3 protein-coding genes are annotated in these 2,145 nt (G+C 53.9%); all 3 read right to left on the minus strand.

Annotated elements, in window-relative coordinates:
- Positions 1-245: cell wall hydrolase (locus TX24_RS30090; RefSeq protein WP_167348443.1), on the minus strand; the 245-nt coding region annotated here is incomplete at its 3' end.
- A gap of 43 nt (positions 246-288) precedes the next feature.
- On the minus strand, positions 289-1,188 hold the full coding sequence (locus tag TX24_RS30095; RefSeq protein ID WP_153046032.1) for a phage tail fiber protein: 900 nt from the start codon (positions 1,186-1,188) through the stop codon (positions 289-291).
- A 10-nt stretch (positions 1,189-1,198) separates the two neighbouring features.
- Complete coding sequence (locus tag TX24_RS31590) at positions 1,199-1,855, minus strand: hypothetical protein (RefSeq protein ID WP_082628905.1); 657 nt, start codon at positions 1,853-1,855, stop codon at positions 1,199-1,201.
- Positions 1,856-2,145: the final 290 nt, after the last annotated feature.

Here is a 2,145-nt window from a genome sequence, read left to right on the forward strand (position 1 = left end):
GCCGGGATCTGCTTTGCACCGCTCAGATATGCGTAGTTCGGGTCGTTCTGATTCCAGCAGCTGAACTGCCAGGGCTTCAGGCACACGCCGGCGTAACCCTCCCCCCACCACGACTTGGCCTTGCCGTCGAACACACGGTTGCGGATGGTCCAGGCCACGGCGATCTGGCCGGACATCCCCTCACCGCGGGCTTCACCCCATAGCGTGCGCGCCAGGATGTCCCGGTCTTTCTCGGTTGCGTTCATACTTTTCTCCAGGCGTAAAAAAGCCCGCTCAGTTGGCGGGCTGTTATTTTTCGGCAGTGGTCGTTGGCGGCTGCATGTCTACCCTGGGCATTTCAAGTCGCACATCGATCCAGCTATTCAGAGGCACATCAATGGGCGCCCCCCGGCCCGGCACCATCTCCCCGTCCTCAGTGAGCGTCCATCGCTGCTTGAACAGGCGCACTACGACCGTGCCATCCTCATCTTGGTGGCTTTCAGTGAGCCCCAGCATTCGACCGCCGTCAGGGGAGCTCGGATCATGGGTGCGCCACCCCTCAAGCGCCAGCCCAAGGCTACCCGACAGTTTGTACTCGCCCAAACTGATGCGCTCTACTGTGATCCCCCTAGCCTCATCATTGGCCACGCCCCATTCTCCGGCTGGCTCAAACGATTGCTCTTGAAGGTCTCGGCGCTCACTTTGCGATACGTTTGCGATTCGAGCGATGGGTGATGCTGCTGACAAAGCGCCGCCCGAACCGCGAGTGGTGTTCCCGGTGTGATACACCTCTTGAGCAGCACCAAATGTCCCTGCATTTCCGAGAGCGCAGCGAAAAAGCATTCGATTGCTGGAAAAGCCCATCGGGAAATAGAGCTGCGCCTCGTATGTAGCGTTGTAGGGGATCCGGATCATCCCTGCGTATGATACTCCAGAGGATGAAGGTCCCTCTCCTACTTGATAGAACCCTCCGCCCTGACCGTTGCCAGGAGAATCATAGCCAGAAGCACCAGGTGCGACCGGCGTAGAAACACCAGAAGGGTTTTTGAGGACCAATGCCGATGCATCAAGATTGGCTGCCGAACCCAATAAATTGGTCCTAGCATAGAGTTCTTGCGTCATTGCGTTTATCTTTACCGCACCACTGCGAGTCGTGTCGCCGCCAGCACCTGTTGGAGCTACACCTATATTTATTTCTTGCCGTGCCATTCTCGACTCCTTAAATAATTTGTTTCGCAAATACGACAGGGTTATACAAGGTGGTTGATAGGTCTACCCCAACAGCTTGAATTAGAAGCCGGTCATTGTTGTACTCCCATACCGCGTACATATTTCCTTGTCGAGAAGTTAGGCCAGCAACATCCATGGCGATGTTGCTTAAAAGCATGTAATCACCGCTCGCCAAACTGGAAGGAGCCGTCCACGACAAGCGTGATTGGCCTTGCGGATCTTGCACCGCCCCCAAATAGGTCCAGCTTGTGATGGTCCTCGTAAATTGAGCACATGGAGTTCCGTTGTCGAATAGAAGCTTTCCGTTACCATCCCAAAGACGAAACCCGAAGCTCGCTGTAGGTTCTGACTTGAACGCAGCTGCAAACCACTTACCTGATGTGGCTTGACCAACAACGCCAACGAATGAAAAGCCCGTCCAGGCGCCAGCTGATCCGCGTACCAAGCAGAAGCAAAACACGTTGGACTGATCAGGTCGCACGAAAACCAGTGGCGGCTCATCTGTCGTTATTGTTTTTGCAAAGTTGACTACGACTCCGGCCCCAGTACCGTTCCAGGATCCTTTATCCAAAGTGGTCAGCCTTGAAAACTCAGAGTCGATTACTACAATATCTGACCCATTTTTAAACATCATTCCATAAGACATTACCTGTACCTCATCACAAGTAACCTTTGGGTTGAGGTCCCCAGCGGGCCGCTCGCGCTTTGCCTATTACCGAACCAAACACGCACAACTCCATTTAATATTTCGGGAATAAACCCAATAGCGCTGTTGAATTGCCCAGACGTTCCGTACGGAGCGATTGGAACGCAAACCGCTGAATACTTTGTCGGCTCGACGCCAGGAACCGCAATATCAACGTATCTACCGGCACTCTTTGGCACCAAAGCCGAATACGTAACCCCCACGGTAAATGAGGTCTCATCAAGCTCCAG

Source organism: Pseudomonas lactis, from assembly GCF_001439845.1.
GTDB lineage: Bacteria > Pseudomonadota > Gammaproteobacteria > Pseudomonadales > Pseudomonadaceae > Aquipseudomonas > Aquipseudomonas lactis.